Below are 19,680 nucleotides of genomic sequence, written 5' to 3' on the forward strand. Positions count from 1 at the left end.
TATTGAATAATTTAAGTATTTTTAGCAAAAATTTAATTAGTCTATGATTAAAAAATACTTTTCTCTAATTGTTTTTGGCTTTTATATCATTCTTTTTCTTTCACTTTCCACTAAAAGTTTTGCACAATGTGCAGGTCAGGACTCTTCGGCTCCTTTTGAAGTTTGTGATATACCAAATGTTAGTAGTCAGGCAATAGATTTGTTTCCTCTATTAGGAGCAACTGCAGTTCCCGGCGGGACATGGTCAGATGATAATAATTCAGGAGGTTTAGATGAAATTACGGGTGTTTTAAATGCTCAGCTAATTCGTTCTAGTGGGACTTATCATTATACATATACTGTTACAGGTATGAATGGCTGTGCAGATAATTCAGCAACTATCGAAGTTATTATTGGCGGATATGCAGGTTTTGCAGAAAAAGCTTCAGCGTGTAGCGATGATACTTCATTTAACCTTTTTCAGATATTCAATGCATCTAATCATTTGAGTCCTCAATCTGGGGGAAGCTGGTACAATGATACAAACGGTACCGCGTCCCCAAGTGTTATTAATGCAGAGACATTCGAACCTGGAACTTATAAATTTACATATTCTATTGCTGCTATTGGAAGCTGTCCGGCTGTTTCTTCAACAGGATTTGTAACTTTTTTCAGGTCACCGGAACCGGGAAAAGCTACACCATTAATATTATGTGAAGACAGTGATTTTTCAATATATTCTAATCTTGATCTGAATGATCGGATTGCCGGAGAAGATTCAGGAGGAACATGGACGGATATTAACGGTACAGGGCAAATTACTTTTATAAAAGATCATAATATAAATGTTCAGCAGATATTTAACAATTATGGCATAGGCGAATATAACTTTGCTTATACAGTTTTACCAACAAGTCCAGTTTGTAAAATAGAAACTACTGTTGTAAGAATTAAAATTGAAAAAAAATACGATTTCACAGGAGCAACTTTAGAAGTGAGAAAAGATATTTGTGAGTCTGATATTCGAACAGCGGATTATTTGGTTATATTAAATCAGGGTATTCAGAATATTCCAAATGGTCAATATTTTGTTACTTATTCAGTTTCCGGACCAAATGGAGGGACAAGAACAATAGAAGAAACATTTGTAAATGGAGTTTTAAGTTTTAATTTAAACAGGAATAATTTTCAACAGCCAGGAGATTTTACAATCAGAATCACCGAGATTAAGGAAGTTGGCAGTGAAGGTGGCTGTGTAAATATTATAAATGATATTTCAGATGTTCTGCATGTTTATAAAATACCTGTTTTAAACGGATCGATATTGAGCACTTCAACAACCTGCCAGAATAAAAGTGCTCAGGCGGTAATTTCAAATGCTTCAGGATTAGTTGATGGTTTGTATACAATTAGATACAATGTTTCAGGTTCAAATACGGCAACAGCACAAACTGCTACAATCAATGTTGTAGGAGGAAATGCAAGTTTTACGATTCCTTCCAATTTGAATTCAAACAGTGGCAATTCAATTATTACGATTACTAATATTACCAATGCGGCTACCCCATATTGCACAAATAGCGCGAATTTAAACGGAAATTTAATTATAAATAGATTACCGGATACTGCCAACTTAAAAATTGGAGTTTCAGATAACTGTTTTAATAAAACTTTTTCAGCTTCAGTTACCGGTTTAGGAACACTTACGAATGTTGCAATTACATATTTGTTATCTGGAAGCAATTCAGCAGTACAAACCATAACTTTAGTTGTAACTGATGGAAAAGCTAATTTCACTATTCCGGCTATTTTGCTTCCGAATACTGGTTCTACAACTATTTCGATTAACAATCTGGTAAACAATGATACTGGTTGTGATGTAAATTTGACAACAGTTTCTGATGCGTTTGCAATAAATCCTATTCCGATAGCTCCAACTGCAGTAAACCAGCCTTTTTGCAAAGCTGACAGAGCTACAATTGCTAATCTGGTTCCTAACGGAGCTCAGTATAAATGGTACAATTCCTCAGCGCTCACCACACCTTTGTCTGGTACGTATGTTTTAAAATCTGAAGATTATTGGGTAACAGAAACGTCAGCAGCAGGTTGTACTTCTGAAGCGACTATGATAGCAGTTACCGTAACTGATTCGCCGGCACCGATTTTAGATACAAATGGACAAAATTTTTGCGGTTTGGAAAATCCTGTTATTTTAGATTTATCTAATAACACAAATGCGCCATCAACAGTAGTCTGGTATGATGCTGTAAGTAATGGTAATTTGCTGGCTCCAACAGCACCACTTACAGACAATACAACTTATTATGGTTTCGACTTATCAACATCTACAAATTGTATTTCAGAAGATCATTTAGAAGTGAAGGTTTCCCTGAGTCATTGTGATGAAACAGAATATGAGACATTTTTTGTTCCGGATGGATTTTCACCGAACGGCGATAATATAAACGATACTTTTACCATTCTTAAAATTGACTTTTTATATCCAAATTATACCCTTGAAATTTATAATCGGTATGGCAATGTCGTGTATAAAGGAAATAAAAATAAACCGGATTGGGATGGGAAAAATTCTGAGGGAGCCGGTTTTGGTGATGGGATAGCGCCCAATGGAGTCTATTTTTATGTTATCCATTTTAATAAAGATAATAAACCGCCTCAGCAGGGCCGTCTTTATTTAAATAGATAATCTTCATTTACATTAATAAAATTTCAAATGAAAAAAATAATACTTTTTATAAGTTTCCTTTTTTATGTCATATCAGCATCCGCACAGCAAGATCCCGAATATACACACTATATGTATAATATGAGTGTTGTAAATCCTGCTTATGCTACAGGTACGGCTGCAATGCTAAATTTAGGAGGTTTGTACAGAACACAATGGGTTGGGGCAGTGGGTGCGCCAAAAACATTTACCTTTTTTGGTCATACCGCTTTAAGTGAAAAGATTGAAATTGGCGCCTCATTAATTTCAGACGACATTGGGGATGGTGCAAAAAAAGAAAATAATTTTTATGCTGATTTTGCTTATGTACTTCAATTAAAAGGGAAAAACAAACTTTCTTTAGGATTAAAAGCAGGGTTCACTTCTTTACAAACCAATTTTAACGGATTTCGTTTTACTGATCCCGCTACAGATTTGGCTTTCGCCGAAAATATAAACGTTACAAAACCTAATATTGGAGCAGGAGCCTATTATTTTACAGATAAATATTATGTTGGATTGTCTGTCCCTAATTTACTGAGTTCAAAACATATTGAAGAAAAATCCGGAATAAATGCTTTCGGATCTGAAGAGATTCATACTTTTTTAACTGCAGGATATGTTTTTCAGATTAATGATGCATTCAAATTAAAACCTGCATTTATGTCGAGATTTGTTTCAGGAGCTCCTGTTTCAGTGGATATTACGGCCAACGTTTTATATAATGAAAAATTTGAACTGGGTGCAGCTTACAGAATAAATGATGCTGTAAGTGCTTTGATGAATATAAATGTTACACCGTCCCTGAGAATTGGATATGCTTATGATTATACCGTTTCAAATTTGGGACAGTTCAATTCCGGAACTCACGAGATTATGCTGCTGTTTGATTTGGATTTATTAGGAAAAGGATATGATAAATCACCAAGATTCTTTTAAAATGAAAAAGATGAACAAACTACTCGTTATTATATTCGTATTTTCTATACAGTTTATAAACGCACAAGATCAGGATTTGGCAAGAGCCAAACGTTTTTTCGACCGAACATATTACGCTGAAGCGATTACTTTATATGAAAAATTAGCTGAACAAAAACCTTCTCAGGAGGTTATTAAAAATCTTGCTGATTCTTATTATTATACGAACGATTTGATAAAAGCACAACGATATTACAGGCTTTTGATTAAAAATTACGATAAGGATTTAGACCGAAATTACTATTTCAAATATGCCCAAACCCTCAAAGCTACAGAGAATTTGGAAGAAGCAGCCGAAGCTTTAAAAACATATTATTCGAAATCGGCCAATACTGAAGATTTGTCGAATTTTGAAAAAGAGATCAAAACTTTAGAAAATGTTGCTGCAATTGGAAACCGTTTTGAAATAAAAAACTTAGTTATAAATACATCAAATTCTGAGTTTGGAGCTGTAAGATACAATGACACTCTGGTATTCGCAGGAGTCAAACTCAAACCGGGATTATTTGATAAAAAATACAAGTGGGATAATGCAACTTATTTGAATCTTGTAGCTGTACCGATCAAAAATATAAATTCACCAGATCAGATTACACATTATTTTTCGAATGAATTAAAAACCGGAATGCATGAGTCAAATGCTGTTTTTACAAAAGATGGCAAAACAATTTATTTTACACGTAATAATTCTAAAAACGGCAGTAAAAGAAAAAATGAGAAGAAAATTTCGAACCTTCAGATTTTTAAAGCCGAAAAGGTAAACGGAAAGTGGACAAATATAGTATCACTGCCTTTTAATGGTGAGAATTATTCTGTTGAGCATCCCGCTTTAAGTGCTGACGAAAAAGTATTGTATTTTGCTTCAGACATGCCGGGAACATTCGGCTCTTTTGATATTTTTTCAGTAAATATAAATCAGGGAGCTTTTGATACACCAAAAAATTTAGGTCCAATTATCAATACAGACAAAAGAGAGCAATTCCCTTTTGTATCAGAAGACAATAAACTTTATTTTTCATCTGAAGGACATTTAGGATACGGATCTCTTGATATTTTTGTTTCTGAAATCAAAGGAAAAGAATACGAAAAGCCTGTAAACGTTGGACTGCCTGTAAATTCCAATTTGGATGATTTTTCATTTTACTTTAATTCTGATACAAAAGAAGGCTATTTTGCATCCAATAGAACAGGAGGAAAAGGTGGTGATGATATTTATGAGTTAAAAGAAATTAAGGATTTGGTAGTTGAAGATTGTAAACAGTTTATTACAGGAGTAATTACGGACGCCGACACAAAATTAGCTTTAGAAAATGCAATTGTAGAACTTCAGGATGCCGATAAAAAACAGCTGAATTTAGTTAAAACAACTGCTGACGGAAAATTTAGTTTTACCGTGCCTTGTGAAACTTCTTATACCGTTTTGGCTTCTAAAGAAAATTATACAAATAATTCAAAATCGTTGGCTTCTGGTAAAACCAGAAATGCGAATAACGATGCTTCAATGACTTTAAAATCATTAGAAATCATTAAACAGGAAGAAAAACAGATTGCTGAAAATAAACGAAAACAGGAGCTTATCTTAGAAGAAGAAAATAAGAAAAAAGAAGCCCTGGCAGTAATCGCCTTAAAAGAATCAGAAAAAAAAGCCAAAGCGGATAAAATTGCTGCAGAAGAAGTAAAGAAAAAAGAAAAAGTAAATCAGATTTTAGCACACGAAAAAGATGTTGTAAGGGATAAAGACAGACTTATTATTAAAACAGATCCTATTTATTTTGATTACAATATGTGGTATATCCGAAAAGAATCAAAAGTAGTTTTGGGAAGGGTAGTAGAGCTAATGAAGAAATATCCAGGAATGGTTATCGAAATTGGATCACACACCGATTCAAGAGGAAATGCTAAATTCAACGAAGATTTATCACAAAAAAGAGCAGCTTCTACCAGAGAGTTTATCATACAATCAGGAATTGATGCTAAAAGGATAACTGCCAAAGGTTATGGAGAGTCTGTACCAATTATAAAATGTAAAACAGATGATGCCTGTTCAGAAGAAGAACATGAGTTGAACAGAAGGTCTGAATTTGTCATTAAAAATTTGTAGATTTTTGAATAATAAATTCAACTAAGAAGCCTTTCCATGGCTTCTTTTTTATTAATTTTATAGGATAACCATGAAATTAAAAATATCAATTTATGAAAAAGCTAGTTTTATCCTGTCTGATTTTGTCTTTATCCGGACTGCAAAGTTGTAAAAATGATGAAAAACAGAAAGAAATTGAAGCAGCTAAAGCCGAAGGCGAAAAGGTTGTAAGTACCCAATGTTATAAAGCAATTTATGAGGATGATACTATTGATTTAAACCTGAATACTTTAAAAAACGGGAAAATTAGCGGAAACATGTCAATGAAAGTTTCGGGAGCGGCAGAAAGAATTGGCGAAATCAAAGGGGAATTTCATGGAGATACTTTGTTTGCAGATTATACTTTTACGGAAGGAGCGAATAAAAAAACATTCAAAAATCCCATGGCATTCTTGAAAAAGGACAAACAGCTTATTTTAGGAAACGGAACCATGCAGACTACAATGGGCGTAACATATCTGGTTAAAGACAAACCGATTGACTTTGAACGTGTAAAATATAAGTTTGACAGCATTGATTGTGCTGGTAAGTAAAATGTTTAGGAAGTAAAAAGTTAAATGATTTTACTTACTTCTAAAATAAAAGCCGTTTCAAACTAAATGAAACGGCTTTACTATTTTCTTTAAAATTATTTTTATAAAACTTCACCTTTAATTTTTAATGCAACCCTTCCGTCAGGATAATTTACAGCATTGGTTTCAACAGTAATCGTTTTACGGATTGGTCCTGTAGCCATGTTATATTTTACGTCAATTTTTCCTTTTTTTCCCGGCTGAATTGCACCAGCGGGTTTTGTAACAACAATTGAACTCAATGTAGACTGAGCATCAATAATTAATAAGGGTGCATTTCCGGTATTGGTAAATTCAAACGAACGAACTGCATTATCGCCTTTTGAAATTTTTCCGTAATCAATAGTGTTGTCCGGAGCTGAAAACTCAATTTTAGGACCGTTTTGAGAATAACCCGCTACGCTAAACAGTATGATTACAATAAATTTAATAACATTTTTCATTTTGAAATTGTTTTTAAGATAGGAGTAAATATACTTTCTTTTAATTAATACACAAATTATTAATTCGTTTTTTATAGTGTACTTAATTATTTACTTTTGCTGTCAGTTATAAGTACAAAAATTAAACCAATTTTTTTGTTTAACTGTTTAATCGTTATTTCGTTTAATCGTTTTTTGATTAATCATGAGTAATGCTATTAGTAAAGTAAAAACAATTAAAAAAAGTACTATTTTGACTAAGTAAAACATCGATTAAACAATTAAACAAATTCAACGATTAAACAACCTAAGTAAATGACAATTCCAGCACAATTTGACGCTAAGACGATTGAGAGTAAATGGTATGATTACTGGATGAAAAACAACTATTTTCATTCCGAACCAGATCATAGAACACCGTACACCATTGTAATACCGCCGCCAAACGTCACTGGAGTACTTCACATGGGACATATGTTGAATAATACAATTCAGGATGTTTTAATTCGTAGAGCACGTCTTAAAGGATTCAACGCTTGTTGGGTTCCTGGAACAGACCACGCTTCTATTGCTACTGAAGCAAAAGTAGTAGCAAAATTAAAAGCTGAAGGGATCAATAAAAACGACTTAACCCGAGAAGAATTCCTAAAACACGCTTGGGAATGGACAGATAAATACGGCGGAACAATCCTGGAGCAACTTAAGAAATTAGGCGCTTCATGCGATTGGGAACGTACTAAATTCACGATGGATCCGGATATGTCGGCTTCTGTAATTCGTTCTTTTGTTGATTTGTACAACAAAGGCTTAATTTACAGAGGTTACCGAATGGTAAACTGGGATCCGGAAGCGAAAACAACTTTATCTGACGAAGAAGTAATTTATGAAGAACAACAAGGGAAATTATTTTTCTTAAAATATAAAATCGAAGGTTCAGAAGATTTTTTGACTATTGCTACAACACGCCCTGAAACTATTTTTGGAGATACTGCCATCTGTATTAATCCGAATGATGAGCGTTTTACACATTTAAAAGGTAAAAAAGCCATCGTTCCAATTTGTGGCAGAGTAATTCCGATTATCGAAGACGAATACGTAGATGTAGAATTCGGAACAGGATGTTTGAAAGTAACGCCTGCTCACGATATGAACGACAAAACATTGGGTGAAAAACACAATCTTGAAATCGTTGATATTTTTAATGAAGATGCTACTTTAAACAGTTTCGGATTACATTATCAGGGAAAAGACCGTTTTGTAGTTCGTACCGAAATTGCAAAAGAATTAGAAGAAATTGGAGCTTTGGCTAAAACCGAAATCCACTTAAATAAAGTTGGAACTTCTGAAAGAACCAAAGCTGTAATCGAACCAAGATTATCAGATCAATGGTTCCTGAAAATGGAAGAATTGGTAAAACCAGCTATAAAATCAGTTTTAGAAACGGGAGATATTAAATTACATCCAAAACGTTTCGAAAACACTTATGCACACTGGTTAAACAATATTCGTGACTGGAATATTTCGCGTCAATTATGGTGGGGACAACAAATTCCGGCGTATTATTACGGAGATGGAAAAGAAGATTTCGTAGTTGCTGAAAACATTCAAGATGCATTAGCATTAGCCAAAGAAAAAACCAACAACCAACAACTAACAACTGACAACCTTAAACAGGATGTTGACGCCTTAGATACATGGTTTTCATCATGGTTATGGCCAATGTCTGTTTTTGGAGGAATCATGGATCCTGAAAGTCCGGATTTTAAATATTACTATCCAACAAACGACTTGGTAACAGGTCCGGATATTTTATTTTTCTGGGTTGCGAGAATGATTATTGCCGGTTACGAATATGCAGGAGATAAGCCGTTTACAAATGTATATTTAACAGGTTTAGTTCGTGATAAACAAGGACGTAAAATGTCTAAACAATTAGGTAATTCACCAGACCCTTTAGATTTGATTGATAAATTTGGCGCAGACGGTGTTCGTGTAGGATTGCTTTTAAGTGCTTCTGCAGGAAATGACATTATGTTTGATGAAGAATTATGCAGCCAGGGGAAAGCATTTTCAAACAAAATTTGGAATGCCTTCAAATTGATTAAAGGATGGGAAGTTTCAGAAACTATTCTACAGCCGGAATCTTCAAAAGTGGCAATCGAATGGTACGAAGCTAAATTACAGCAGGCTTTAGTTGATATCGAAGATAATTTTGACAAATACAGAATTTCAGATTCATTAATGGCTATTTATAAATTGGTTTGGGATGATTTCTGTTCATGGTTCCTTGAAATGATCAAGCCAGCGTATCAACAGCCAATTGACAGCGTAACTTTTGCGAAAGCGATCGAAATGTTGGAAAATAACTTGAAGTTGCTTCACCCATTTATGCCTTTCCTGACAGAGGAAATTTGGCAGTTAATTGCTGAAAGAACTCCGGAAGAAGCTTTAATTGTTTCAACCTGGCCGGAAGTAAAACCATTTGATGCAAAATTAATTGCTGACTTTGAAAATTCAATAGAAGTAATTTCCGGAATCAGAACGATTCGTAAAGACAAAAATATTCCGTTTAAAGATGCAATAGAATTAAAAGGAATCAACAGCGAGAATGTTTCAACTTATTTCGATTCAATTATAACGAAATTAGGAAACGTTTCGGCTTTCGAATATGTTTCTGAAAAAGTAGATGGTGCCTTGTCTTTCCGTGTAAAATCAAATGAATATTTCATTCCGATTACAGGAAATATCGACGTTGAAGCTGAAATCAAAAAACTGACAGAAGAGTTGACTTATACCAAAGGATTCCTGAAATCTGTAGAAGCAAAACTTTCAAACGAGAAATTCGTAAACGGAGCTCCGGAGAAAGTCCTTAATTTAGAAAAACAAAAACAAGCCGATGCTTTGGCTAAGATTGCAACAATTGAGCAGAGTCTGGCTGGTTTGAAGTAGGAAATTAAACTTAGTTTATAATACTAAACCCGATAGATTTTAAAATTTGTCGGGTTTTATTTTGGACTTAAATGACTAGTTTTTATTCAAAAAATATATTCGACTTTTATGATTTTGTATTTTAAAATGATATAATTTTAATACGGTTTTGTCTCTAAAAATTAACTGTATTTTGCAATGAAAAAAATCGTTTTGCTGGTGTTTGTTTTTTCTCTTTTTTGTGGATGTTCTAAAAAAGAAAATCAGGTTGTAAATGTTGAAAGAGCTTTCTATTATTGGAAAAGCGGTTCTTATTTTGATGCTGAATCGGCAAAACAATTAAATAAATTAGAGGTTAAAAAAATCTACTATAAACTTTTTGAGGTGGATTATAATGAATCGATGGGGAATTTTCCATATCAAAAAAATAGCCCGTCCCTGTATACTTTTCGCGATTTGGATTCCGTAAATGTTGTTCCGGTTGTTTTTATTAAAAATGAAATCTTTCAATATAATAATGAAAAATCATTAGATAAATTAGCAGATAACATAACCTTTTTGATAGATAAATATCATAAGGAAAATAATGATTATGACAAAAGTGACGAGAAAATAATATTTGATTATACAGAAATTCAGATTGACTGTGATTGGACAAAATCTACAAAAGACAAATACTTTTATCTGTTAAAGAAAATTAAGGAATTGTCAAAAAAAGAAATTAGTTGTACGCTGCGTCTTTATCCGTATAAATATCCCGATATTATGGGAGTTCCTCCGGTAGATAAAGCAACTTTGATGTGTTATAATTTAATTAAACCCTTATCAAAAAAAGAAAAAAACTCCATTTTAGATATCGAAGAATTAAAATCTTATCTAAATAAAAAAAGAAGTTATCCGGTACATTTAGATGTGGCACTGCCTGTTTTTTACTGGACACTTTGGTATCATAATAATCGTTTTGCCGGACTGGTAAATTTTAATTCGGCTGATATAAGTGAATTTGCCAAGCAAACGAAACCAATGTGGTATGAAGTAACCAAAGATTATACTTATGAATATGAAACGTATTTAAAAAAAGGAGACCAGCTGAAATGCGAAGAAGTAGATGCAAAAACGATTACAGAAGCTATTTCAATTATAAAGCAAAATGTCGAATTCGATAATACTACAACAATTTCATTATTCCATTTAGACGACAGTACTTTTAAAAAATACAGCCATGAAGAAGTTTCTAGTTTTTACAGTTCTTTTAGTAAGTAGTTTTAGCAGAACTCTGGCTTGTGGTTATTCTCCGAACGGCGAAGATGTAAGATATTCGATCTGTAAACCGGAATATTTTAAATATGCGTCATATAAAGCTTTTTATTATAACGCCGATCTATGGGGATTTGACTATGACAGAGACCCAAATAGTTACAAATTGATAGATGCCAATATTTTGGATTGGTACAATTTTACGAATAGAAAGGTTTCAATAGAAGATATAGAAGATTTTAATTTTAATTTGACTTATACAGATGTTCATTCACAAAGTGATAATGAATTTATTAAGTATTTGTATGTCAATAATAAAACAGAAGCGATCAGGTATCTAAAAATAGCAAAAAGCTGCGAGCTCACTAATGATTCAGATGATGTCTGGGAAAGAAATGAAAATGAAAACAATCAAAGAAGAAGTCAATTATTAGCTAAAATAATTAAGATTACAAACAGTGAAAAAAATCAATATTTTAAAAGAAAATATGCTTTTTTAACCATCCGTCTTGCATATTATTCAGGCGATATAAATATGATTAAAGACGTTTTTAAATCTAATTTTAAAGAAGGAAAAAAAGACTATCTCTATTATTGGAGTTTATTTTTTTACACTTTTACTCAGGAAAATCAGGCTTATATGGTCGATGTAGCCAATTTAATGGCTAATTGCCCAGAAAAAAAATATGCCAGTTATTATTTTTTTCATGAAAAATTTAAGATAGACGAAGCTTTAAAACTATCCAAAACTAAAGAAGAAATTGCAAATGTTTACGCATACGCTTCTATGCAGAAGAAAGATAAAAACATACACTATCTTAAAGAAATTTATAAAAATAATCCAAAGTCAGAAATTTTAGGTTTTTTACTTTTGCGTGAACTGAATAAAATTGAAGATTGGGTTTATACACCTTATTATTCTAATTACACACCATCAACAGATTTCGAAAATTTCTGGAGTAATGATAAAAATAAAATTACAACAGAGACATTAAGAAACCAATCTGAGGTTGATCGGCTTTATGCGCAGGAAATACTTGATTTTATAAAATCTATTGAAATCAATAAAATACACGATCCTGTCGTTTGGAAAGCTGTTCAAATTAATCTGGAGTTTATTACCAGACATTATAATGACTGTTTACAAAATATCACTTTGTTTAAAAAGCAGTATCCATCAGAAAAGGTTATTGAAGAAATAGAAAAAATAAAAGCACTTTGTATTACTGCCGATCAGGAAAATGGAAAAGCAGTTATAAAGCCGGAAATCGAATCTGTTATTTTGAAATACAAAGATGACGAGCGTTTTATTTTCGCATTGGGAAGAGAATTAGAATTTAAAGGAAATATTGTAGACGGATTAGCTTTAATGTCCTTAATTGAAGGAACTACAAATGAGGGCTATAATTCAGATGATGTAGAGTGGAGGGACAATCGCATTAAAACATCCGGAAATCTGGCAGAATTTTATCGTTACTTTGATTATGTAGATTTTGTTTATGCTGCTAAAGATTTACAAAAAATCATAAATAGAGTAGAGAATGAAAATTGGTCTGAATTTCAAAAAAACATTTATACAAAAATATCTAAAGACAAGGATTACTTAAAAGATTTGTTAGGGACAAAGTACATTAGAGAAAATCAATTAAGTAATGCTTTAAAAACCTTTAGAAGTTTAGACAAAAAATATTGGGATGATAATTACAATGCGTGGGAAAGAGGAGAATATGATGAAAATTACGTTTTTAATCAAAATCCATTTTATGATTTTAAACATACAAAAGACTTTATTGAACATAAAGAAAAATATATTGTTACGAAACTTTCAGTGACTGAGCGGCTTATCAAATACACTAATTTAGCCAATAACCCAAAAACCAAAGATCGGGATTATTATTATTTTCTTATTGCAAATTGTTATTACAATATGTCAGATTATGGTAATTCCTGGATGATGCGTCGTTATTTCAGCAGCGGTTATGATATTTACCATGGAAAGGAATCTTATATAGATGAAATTGAATATAGAAATAAATTGAAAGCTGTAGCAAATTACAAGCTTGCATTTCAAAATGCAAAAACAGATAAATTTAAAGCGTTGTGTTTACGGATGATTGATTTTGCAGAAAAAGAAGAATATACAAATTCGTCAAGAGTTACTAAACAATTTCCGGAATTTGCTTCAGATTTATCTGGATGTGAAAATTTGGAAAGTTATTTTAATGCGAGAAGATAAAAACAAACCCCGACTGAACTATATCCTGTCGGGGTTTTACATTTTTTTAGCACTTATTTCTTATTAAGCTCTGCAGCTTTTTGTTCCCAAAATGTTTCAAGTTTACTATAATCAATTGCATCAGCTGGTTTTTGGTAAGATAACCTGCCGGATTCAAATGCCCGGACGAGAATGGTTTCTATCAGATAATCTTCGTTGACTTCAAAAGGTTTGTATTCCCGTTTTAAACTAATGTCAAACATATTCGCAGTAGCATTTGACACAAATGCCTTGAAACCGCTTTTTAAAGTTTTTACTAATTCGTATGTTGTTATTCCGGTCTGTCGATGGATAAGTTTTACTAAAATTTGTCCTTGTTTTCGGGAAAGTTTTTTTAATCTTGCTTCGAACTCATTATTAAGATAATCTTCAACTATTTTGAAATATTTTTTCTTTTCCCGGCTGGTTTTCAAACGCGCCATTCCGTTGTTTAAAGCCGTTAATCGGTCTGCCGCCAGTTTTGCATAAGGATAAACTTTGTAAACCCTGTTCTGAAGAATCAGAAACTGTTTTTTAGCTTCAGGATTCAGTTCACCTTTTGAAATAACAATTTCCGCTAATTCAATTGTATCATTCAGAATTGAATCATTTTCAGTAAGCGTGTAGCCCATTTCACTTTCTTTTGGCGTAATCTGTGCTTTAGCAGTAAAAGAAATTAAAAGAAAACATAAAATACAGGTTGTAAATCTCATCGAATATATATTTAAGTGTAAAATTATACATTATATACACAACTGTAGTACCAAATTTTTAAATTAGCAAAAAAATATTTTTATGAGTACAAAATCTATACTGAATGATACGTCAATTGCTTTTTTAGAAAGCTACCTAAATAACGCTTCGCCGACAGGTTACGAAAGCGAAGGACAAAAAATCTGGATGAATTATCTGGAGCCTTATGTAGATACTTTTATTACGGATACGTACGGTACTGCAGTAGGAGTTATCAATCCGGATGCACCTTTCAAAGTTGTGATCGAAGGTCATGCCGATGAAATTTCGTGGTATGTAAATTATATCACAGATGATGGTTTAATATATGTAATTAGAAACGGAGGTTCTGATCACCAGATTGCACCTTCAAAAAGAGTAAACATCCATACAAAAAAAGGAATTGTAAAGGGAATTTTCGGGTGGCCAGCCATTCATACCCGTTTGCGCGACAAAGAAGAGATCCCGAAATTAAGCAATATTTTTATTGATCTGGGTTGCGAAACCAAAGAGGAGGTTTTAGAATTGGGGGTTCATGTGGGCTGCGTAATTACGTATCCGGATGAATTTATGATCTTAAACGAAAATAAATTTGTATGCCGTGCTATTGACAACAGAATGGGCGGCTTTATGATTGCAGAAGTGGCCCGTTTGCTAAAAGAGAATAATAAAACCCTTCCGTTTGGTTTATACATTGTGAATTCTGTTCAGGAAGAGATTGGTCTTCGGGGAGCAGAAATGATTTCGCAGCGAATCAAACCCAATGTTGCTATTGTGACCGATGTTTGCCATGATACAACTACTCCAATGATTGATAAAAAAGTCGAGGGTGATCTAAAAATAGGCAAAGGACCGGTTATTGGATATGCTCCGGCAATACAAAATAATCTAAGAGACTTAATTGTAGATACAGCCGAGGAGAAAAACATCCCTTTTCAGCGTCACGCGACTTCCAGAGCTACAGGAACGGATACAGATGCATTTGCTTATAGCAATGGAGGCGTGGCTTCAGCATTGATTTCCCTGCCATTGCGTTATATGCATACGACTGTAGAAATGGTTCACAAAGAAGATGTTGAAAATGTGATTCAGTTGATTTATGAATCATTATTGAAAATCGAAAACAATGAAACTTTTTCTTATTTTAAATAAGAAATCATTTAAAATGTTAATTCGGTTATCGGAATATAACCGAATTAACTAATAAAAAAAAGCATGAAAATTTTACTGCTCGAAGACGATTTTACTTTATCTAAAGAAATAGCTGTATTCTTTGCTTCAAAAGAATTCGAGTGTGTTCCCTATTATGATGGTGCATTGCTGTTAAGGAAATATTTGCCGTATGATTATGATTTGATAATTCTCGATATTAATGTTCCCGGTATAAACGGAATCGAAGTTTGTAAAAAAATTAGGGAAGCCGATAAAAAAACGCCTATTATCATGTTGACTGCTTTCAGCGAAATCGAAGACAAACTAGCTTCTTTTGACAGTGGTGCCGATGATTATCTGGTAAAACCTTTCCATTTTGAAGAATTGTATGCAAGGATTTCTTCTCTCTTAAGGCGAAAAGAAATTCCTCAGCAGGCTGAAAATAAGATTGTGATTCAGGATCTGGAAATTTCAGAATCTGAAATGAAAGTATTCCGCGCAGGCGAAGAAATTAAGCTCACCCCTAAAGAATTTAAACTGATTCTGATTTTAGCCCAAGCCAAAGGAAAAGTACTTTCAAAACAATTTATAGCCGAAAAATTGTGGGATTATCATATCGAAACTAATCAGAATACCATTGAAGTTTACATTAATTTTCTTCGAAAAAAAATTGACAAGGACTACGAAACCAAACTAATCCGAACCAAAATAGGTTATGGATATTATCTAAGCGATCAGGAATGACATTAAAAAACAGGATATCACTATTAGTAAGTCTGCTCTTTACAATCCTTTTTGGACTGGCTTCGACTGTGATTTTTGTTTTGTATTCTAATTTCAGAAAAGAAGAATTTCGTGATCGGTTAGAAATAAAAGCACTTTCGAACATCAAACTTCTCGTAAATGTAAAAGAGGTTGACGATCAGCTTTTAAAAATGATTGACCAGAATTCAATCAATAAATTGTACGATGAAAAAACGCTGGTTTTCGACTCACATTTTAAACTCATTTACAGTAGTATTGATGATGCCAAAATTAACTGGTCTGTCGACGATTTAAAATACCTGAAAAAACATAAAACGTTTTTTAAACAACAGGGCGATTACGAAGTTTATGGTGTTTTTTATGATACCAAAGACAGGGATTTTTATGCCTTAATCTCAGCTACCGACGATTATGGCAAACGAAAATTACTATTTTTAAGATATACTTTAATTATATCCTACATTTTCTTTACTTGTATTTGCTGGGTTTTAACTTCTTTAATGGTAAAAAAAGCCATGAATCCGTTAAGTATTTTTCATCAAAAAATAAAAAATATAAACGAGAATAATCTGGATACCCGCGTAGAATCTAAAAGCAATAAAAACGAAATTGACCTGATTGCAAATGAGTTCAATTTTATGATGGACCGAATTGAAGTTTCGTATCAAAAACAAAAAGAATTTACCGCTCACGCCTCACATGAACTCAGAACTCCTTTATCGAGAATAACATCACAAATTGAAAACACAATTGCGGATCCGGAAACATCCAGTAAAGGAAAAACTTTTTTAAACACTATTTTATCAGATGTCAATCATTTATCGGAACTGATCCATTCTTTACTAGTGTTGTCTAAAATTGATACAAAAACTTCTGCCAATGATGAAATACAACGAATGGATGAAATTCTGTTTTCGGCTATTGAAAATTTGAATAAAACCTTCCCTGATTTTGTTATTCTTTTTGAAATAAAAGAAAGTGATAATCTCGATACGGCTTTAGAAATCAAAGGGAATAAAAACCTTTTGGAAATTGCTGTGAGTAATGTCCTAAAAAATGCCTGTGTGTACTCTGATAACAAACAGGCAAAAGTAAAAATTAATACTCAGGAAGATCATTTGGTCATTTCAGTTTTAAATACCGGAAAAACGCTGAGCGAAAACGAACAAAAAAATCTTTTCCAGCCTTTCATGCGTGGCGAAAATTCAAAAGGTACTTATGGTTTCGGACTTGGGCTGCGTATTGTAAACCGCATTTTAATACTTCATAATGCAAAAATCAGGTATAGCGTACCTGTAGAAAAGACTAATTTATTTGAATTAATTTTTCATTAAATAAGTATTCTTAATTTTTTTAAGCACTTTTTAAGGTCTTTCTTAAGGTGTCTTAAAGTCCTGCAATAGCATATTTGTATCAAATAAAAATGATACGATGAAAAAGTTATTTGCATTATTCCTGCTTATGGCCATGAATCAGATGGTTTTGGCTCAAAAAACAGTCACTTTAGAAGATTGTGAAAGTCAGTTTCTAAAAAACAACCTCTTCCTGCTGGCCTCACATTACAATGTCGATGCCTCAAAAGCACTTACGATTCAGGCACGTATCTGGGACAACCCAGTAATTTCTGCAGAACTGAACGCCTACAATCCGGATCGTGATAAATATTTTGATATCGGGAAACAGGGACAGAAAGTATTTGGTATCGAGCAGCTGATTTATCTGGGCGGGAAAAAACGCAACGAAATAAAATTAGCAAAAACTAATGAACAGCTGGCAGAACTGGAGTTCAATGATTTGCTCAGAACCCTGAAACTGCAATTGCGTAAAAGTTTTTATACGGTTTATTACAATTCAAAAAGTCTGGAAACCACAGACAAACAATTAGCTCACATTGAAGATTTAATCAATTCGTACTCAGTTCAGGCGCAAAAAGGCAATATTCCTTTAAGGGATGTTGTGCGTCTGCAGTCGCTTTATCTGAATTTTAAAAATGAGCGAATGGAAGTCGTGAATAATAATATAGAAGAACAGGCGAATCTGAAATTGCTTCTAAATTCTACTGAAGAAATTGTTCCGAATGTTTCAAAAGACGAATTCAGCAAATATTTAAAAACGATTGATTTCAACTTAAAATCTTTTGAAAATGAAGCTATTGCCAATCGACCTGATTATCTGGCAAAACAAAAAGAAATAGATGCCAACGAACTGAATGTAAAATGGCAAAAATCGCTTTCGGTTCCGGATATCACTTTAGGAGCCAAATACGATCAGCGAAGTGGGGCTTTTAATAATGAAGCTAATTTGACTGTCGGAATTCCATTGCCGCTTTGGAATCAAAATAAAGGAAATATCAAGTACGCAAAAACCATTCTGGAGCAATCAAAAATTGAAAAACAAAATTTTGAACTGCAGCTACAGACTGAAATTACATCAGCATGGAATAAATGGGACGAATCCCGTAAAAATTATGTATTGATAAAACCAACAGTAAACTCTGATTTTGAAGCTGTTTACAACGGTATCGTAACCAATTTCCAGAAACGAAATATCAGCTTATTAGAATTTACGGATTTTATGGAAAGCTACAATCAGGCGAACATTCAGGTAAACGAGTTAAAGAAAAAACTGGCGCTGTCTGCCGAAGAACTAAACAATACAATCAATAAAGACTTATTTTAAAACTAAATAAAATGAAACATAAACTAATTATCGGAATTGCAATTGTGAGTTTATCCATCGCAGGCTGTAAAAAAGAAGTTGAAAATCCGCAGATTAATACCTCTTTTGCTTTGAGCGATAACATGCTGAAAACGACAACAACGGCAGTTGCACAGACACAGCCAGTAACAAACGAATTAAGTTTTTACGGAAAAATTACAGCCGACAACAATAAAATGATTGATGTTTATCCGCTTGTAGGCGGAAATGTTATTAAAGTAAATGTTGAGCTTGGCGATTATGTAAAAAAAGGACAAGTTCTGGCAACTATTAAAAGTACTGATATTGCCGATTTCGAAAAGCAATCCCTTGACGCCAAAAGTGATTTGCTCGTTGCCAAAAATAATCTGAAAGTGGCACAGGAATTATTTGACGGAAAATTAAATTCTGAAAGCGATGTGCTTCAGGCAAAATCTGAAGTAAATAAAGCACAGTCGCAATTAAGCAAAGTTCAGGAAACGTATAAAATCTACAATATCAAGGCAGGTTCTATTTACGAAGTAACGGCTCCAATAAGTGGTTTTGTCATTCAAAAAAGTATCAATCAGGATATGCTTTTGCGAAGCGACCGCTCAGAAAATATTTTTGACATTGCCGAAATAAGCGAAGTCTGGGCAATGGCGAACATTAACGAAATCGACATCAATAAAGTAAAATTAGGAATAGATGCAGACGTTACGACTTTAAGTTATCCTGATAAAGTTTTTAAAGGGAAAGTAGATAAAATTTTCAACGTAATTGATCCGGAAACCAAAGCAATGCAGGCGAGAGTTAAACTGCAAAACCCGGGCTTTTTACTGAAACCGGATATGAATGCCAACATCAAATTGTCTTTTAAAGAAGATAAATCGATGATTGCAATTCCAAGTGACGCTATTGTTTTCGATAAAAGTAAAAATTTCGTCATGATTTTCAAAGACCGAAACAACATCGAAACCAGACAAGTTGAAGTGTATAGAGTGGTTGGAAAAACTACTTATATCTCAGGCGGTTTAAAAGAAAACGAAAAAGTCATTACCAACAATCAGTTATTTATTTACCGTGCTTTAAACGAATAA

The 19,680-nt window shown here is 33.1% G+C and carries 14 protein-coding genes; 12 read left to right on the forward strand and 2 right to left on the reverse strand.

Annotated features, from left to right (window positions below; genetic code table 11):
• Positions 1 to 43: 43 nt before the first annotated feature.
• The 4 genes from GXM16_RS21975 (at position 44) to GXM16_RS21990 (ending at position 6,355) form a co-directional block, all read left to right on the forward strand.
• On the forward strand, positions 44 to 2,686 hold the full coding sequence (locus tag GXM16_RS21975; RefSeq protein ID WP_163396647.1) for a gliding motility-associated C-terminal domain-containing protein: 2,643 nt from the start codon (positions 44 to 46) through the stop codon (positions 2,684 to 2,686).
• Positions 2,687 to 2,713: 27 nt separating this feature from the next.
• Positions 2,714 to 3,643: a PorP/SprF family type IX secretion system membrane protein gene (locus GXM16_RS21980; RefSeq protein ID WP_163396648.1), complete on the forward strand. Its 930-nt coding sequence runs from the start codon at positions 2,714 to 2,716 to the stop codon at positions 3,641 to 3,643.
• A gap of 10 nt (positions 3,644 to 3,653) precedes the next feature.
• Positions 3,654 to 5,783 (forward strand): OmpA family protein, encoded by a 2,130-nt coding sequence (locus GXM16_RS21985; protein ID WP_163396649.1) that lies wholly within the window; start codon positions 3,654 to 3,656, stop codon positions 5,781 to 5,783.
• A gap of 92 nt (positions 5,784 to 5,875) precedes the next feature.
• A complete protein-coding gene (locus tag GXM16_RS21990; protein WP_163396650.1) occupies positions 5,876 to 6,355 on the forward strand; it encodes a hypothetical protein in 480 nt (159 codons plus the stop codon).
• A 101-nt stretch (positions 6,356 to 6,456) separates the two neighbouring features.
• Here the strand turns inward: GXM16_RS21990 and GXM16_RS21995 are convergent, their stop codons facing one another.
• The gene (locus GXM16_RS21995) at positions 6,457 to 6,837 is read right to left on the reverse strand and encodes a DUF1573 domain-containing protein (RefSeq protein ID WP_163396651.1); all 381 of its coding nucleotides are present in this window, start codon (positions 6,835 to 6,837) and stop codon (positions 6,457 to 6,459) included.
• A gap of 294 nt (positions 6,838 to 7,131) precedes the next feature.
• On the opposite strand from GXM16_RS21995, the gene GXM16_RS22000 reads away from it, so the two are divergent.
• The 3 genes from GXM16_RS22000 to GXM16_RS22010 all read left to right on the forward strand — a co-directional run bounded on the left by GXM16_RS22000 (position 7,132) and on the right by GXM16_RS22010 (position 13,237).
• A complete protein-coding gene (locus GXM16_RS22000; RefSeq protein ID WP_163396652.1) occupies positions 7,132 to 9,765 on the forward strand; it encodes a valine--tRNA ligase in 2,634 nt (877 codons plus the stop codon).
• A gap of 177 nt (positions 9,766 to 9,942) precedes the next feature.
• Positions 9,943 to 11,007: a hypothetical protein gene (locus tag GXM16_RS22005; RefSeq protein ID WP_163396653.1), complete on the forward strand. Its 1,065-nt coding sequence runs from the start codon at positions 9,943 to 9,945 to the stop codon at positions 11,005 to 11,007.
• Positions 10,967 to 13,237 (forward strand): hypothetical protein, encoded by a 2,271-nt coding sequence (locus GXM16_RS22010; RefSeq protein ID WP_163396654.1) that lies wholly within the window; start codon positions 10,967 to 10,969, stop codon positions 13,235 to 13,237. Before GXM16_RS22005 ends, GXM16_RS22010 begins: the two co-directional genes overlap by 41 nt.
• Before the next feature lie 53 nt (positions 13,238 to 13,290).
• On the opposite strand, the gene GXM16_RS22015 is transcribed toward GXM16_RS22010, so the two are convergent.
• A complete protein-coding gene (locus tag GXM16_RS22015) occupies positions 13,291 to 13,968 on the reverse strand; it encodes a DUF4294 domain-containing protein (protein WP_163396655.1) in 678 nt (225 codons plus the stop codon).
• 82 nt (positions 13,969 to 14,050) lie between these two features.
• Between GXM16_RS22015 and GXM16_RS22020 the strand changes: the two genes are divergently transcribed.
• The 5 genes from GXM16_RS22020 (at position 14,051) to GXM16_RS22040 (ending at position 19,680) form a co-directional block, all read left to right on the forward strand.
• Positions 14,051 to 15,139 carry a M42 family metallopeptidase gene (locus tag GXM16_RS22020; RefSeq protein ID WP_163396656.1) on the forward strand — a complete coding sequence of 363 codons (1,089 nt, stop codon included), beginning with the start codon at positions 14,051 to 14,053 and terminating at the stop codon, positions 15,137 to 15,139.
• 63 nt (positions 15,140 to 15,202) lie between these two features.
• Positions 15,203 to 15,883, forward strand: a complete 681-nt coding sequence (locus tag GXM16_RS22025) for a response regulator transcription factor (RefSeq protein WP_163396657.1) — start codon at positions 15,203 to 15,205, stop codon at positions 15,881 to 15,883.
• Positions 15,880 to 17,238: a HAMP domain-containing sensor histidine kinase gene (locus tag GXM16_RS22030; protein WP_163396658.1), complete on the forward strand. Its 1,359-nt coding sequence runs from the start codon at positions 15,880 to 15,882 to the stop codon at positions 17,236 to 17,238. Before GXM16_RS22025 ends, GXM16_RS22030 begins: the two co-directional genes overlap by 4 nt.
• Positions 17,239 to 17,335: 97 nt before the next feature.
• The gene (locus tag GXM16_RS22035) at positions 17,336 to 18,583 is read left to right on the forward strand and encodes a TolC family protein (RefSeq protein WP_163396659.1); all 1,248 of its coding nucleotides are present in this window, start codon (positions 17,336 to 17,338) and stop codon (positions 18,581 to 18,583) included.
• A gap of 11 nt (positions 18,584 to 18,594) precedes the next feature.
• The gene (locus GXM16_RS22040) at positions 18,595 to 19,680 is read left to right on the forward strand and encodes an efflux RND transporter periplasmic adaptor subunit (RefSeq protein ID WP_163396660.1); all 1,086 of its coding nucleotides are present in this window, start codon (positions 18,595 to 18,597) and stop codon (positions 19,678 to 19,680) included.

The sequence above is a fragment of the Flavobacterium limi genome (assembly GCF_010645075.1).
GTDB classification, from domain to species: domain Bacteria; phylum Bacteroidota; class Bacteroidia; order Flavobacteriales; family Flavobacteriaceae; genus Flavobacterium; species Flavobacterium limi.

Excerpts from the sequence above, each read along its gene's own strand:
- GXM16_RS21975 (WP_163396647.1), top strand. The coding sequence starts at position 44 with ATGATTAAAAAATACTTTTCTCTAATTGTTTTTGGCTTTTATATCATT.
- GXM16_RS21980 (WP_163396648.1), top strand. The coding sequence starts at position 2,714 with ATGAAAAAAATAATACTTTTTATAAGTTTCCTTTTTTATGTCATATCA.
- GXM16_RS21985 (WP_163396649.1), top strand. The coding sequence starts at position 3,654 with ATGAACAAACTACTCGTTATTATATTCGTATTTTCTATACAGTTTATA.
- GXM16_RS21990 (WP_163396650.1), top strand. The coding sequence starts at position 5,876 with ATGAAAAAGCTAGTTTTATCCTGTCTGATTTTGTCTTTATCCGGACTG.
- GXM16_RS21995 (WP_163396651.1), bottom strand. The coding sequence starts at position 6,837 with ATGAAAAATGTTATTAAATTTATTGTAATCATACTGTTTAGCGTAGCG.
- GXM16_RS22000 (WP_163396652.1), top strand. The coding sequence starts at position 7,132 with ATGACAATTCCAGCACAATTTGACGCTAAGACGATTGAGAGTAAATGG.
- GXM16_RS22005 (WP_163396653.1), top strand. The coding sequence starts at position 9,943 with ATGAAAAAAATCGTTTTGCTGGTGTTTGTTTTTTCTCTTTTTTGTGGA.
- GXM16_RS22010 (WP_163396654.1), top strand. The coding sequence starts at position 10,967 with ATGAAGAAGTTTCTAGTTTTTACAGTTCTTTTAGTAAGTAGTTTTAGC.
- GXM16_RS22015 (WP_163396655.1), bottom strand. The coding sequence starts at position 13,968 with ATGAGATTTACAACCTGTATTTTATGTTTTCTTTTAATTTCTTTTACT.
- GXM16_RS22020 (WP_163396656.1), top strand. The coding sequence starts at position 14,051 with ATGAGTACAAAATCTATACTGAATGATACGTCAATTGCTTTTTTAGAA.
- GXM16_RS22025 (WP_163396657.1), top strand. The coding sequence starts at position 15,203 with ATGAAAATTTTACTGCTCGAAGACGATTTTACTTTATCTAAAGAAATA.
- GXM16_RS22030 (WP_163396658.1), top strand. The coding sequence starts at position 15,880 with ATGACATTAAAAAACAGGATATCACTATTAGTAAGTCTGCTCTTTACA.
- GXM16_RS22035 (WP_163396659.1), top strand. The coding sequence starts at position 17,336 with ATGAAAAAGTTATTTGCATTATTCCTGCTTATGGCCATGAATCAGATG.
- GXM16_RS22040 (WP_163396660.1), top strand. The coding sequence starts at position 18,595 with ATGAAACATAAACTAATTATCGGAATTGCAATTGTGAGTTTATCCATC.